Annotated in this window: 2 protein-coding genes; both read right to left on the bottom strand. The window is 59.0% G+C overall.

Annotation, left to right across the window (positions count from 1 at the left end; all coding sequences use genetic code 11):
- A partial coding sequence (locus CFE47_RS31345; protein ID WP_286843069.1) for a beta-ketoacyl synthase N-terminal-like domain-containing protein occupies positions 1-179 on the bottom strand: 179 nt, incomplete at its 3' end.
- An 11-nt stretch (positions 180-190) separates the two neighbouring features.
- On the bottom strand, positions 191-706 hold the full coding sequence (gene fabA, locus CFE47_RS31340; RefSeq protein ID WP_010211704.1) for a 3-hydroxyacyl-[acyl-carrier-protein] dehydratase FabA: 516 nt from the start codon (positions 704-706) through the stop codon (positions 191-193).
- Positions 707-742: the final 36 nt, after the last annotated feature.

The raw sequence follows: 742 nt of genomic DNA, 5'->3' as shown, positions 1-742 counted from the left end.
ATCAGTTCTTCGAGGGGCAGGTCGATGGAGCCGGAAACCTGGCTACGCAGACCCATTTCGGCATATTCCGGGTTGAAGCGGATGCCAGGGCGACTTGCACGCAGGTTAGCGGTGACGGTCTCTTTGTCATTGCCCAGGCAAGAAACGATGCCCAGACCAGTGATAACGACGCGGCGCATGCGGATAACCCTTAAAAGTTGTCAGTGGAAGTGAATACGCCGACCCGAAGGCCTTCGGCAGTATAGATCTCGCGACCGTCGACGCTCACCGAACCATCGGCGATGGCCAGGTTCAACTTGCCCTTGAGGACGCGCTTGATCTGAATGTTGTAGGTGACTTTCTTGGCGGTCGGCAGGACCTGGCCAAAGAACTTCACTTCGCCCGAACCCAGGGCGCGGCCGCGGCCCGGCAGGCCTTGCCAGCCGAGGAAGAAACCGACCAGCTGCCACATGGCGTCAAGGCCCAGGCAACCTGGCATAACAGGGTCGCCTTCGAAATGGCAGGCGAAGAACCACAGGTCCGGGGTGATATCCAGCTCGGCGACCAATTCACCTTTGCCGTACTTGCCACCCTCTTCGCTGATATGGGTGATGCGATCCACCATCAGCATATTTGGGGCGGGCAGTTGCGCGTTACCTGGGCCGAACAGCTCACCGCGACTGCAGCGCAGCAGGTCTTCCCGAGTAAAGGCGTTTTGTTTGGTCATGCGAGCTCCTCAATAATCCCATGCGGCAGGGTAGGG

The organism is Pseudomonas sp. PGPPP1 (assembly GCF_002255865.1).
GTDB classification, from domain to species: domain Bacteria; phylum Pseudomonadota; class Gammaproteobacteria; order Pseudomonadales; family Pseudomonadaceae; genus Aquipseudomonas; species Aquipseudomonas cremoris.
The sequence above is the reverse complement of the archived record's forward strand: the minus strand, read 5'-3'. Positions and strand labels throughout refer to the sequence as shown.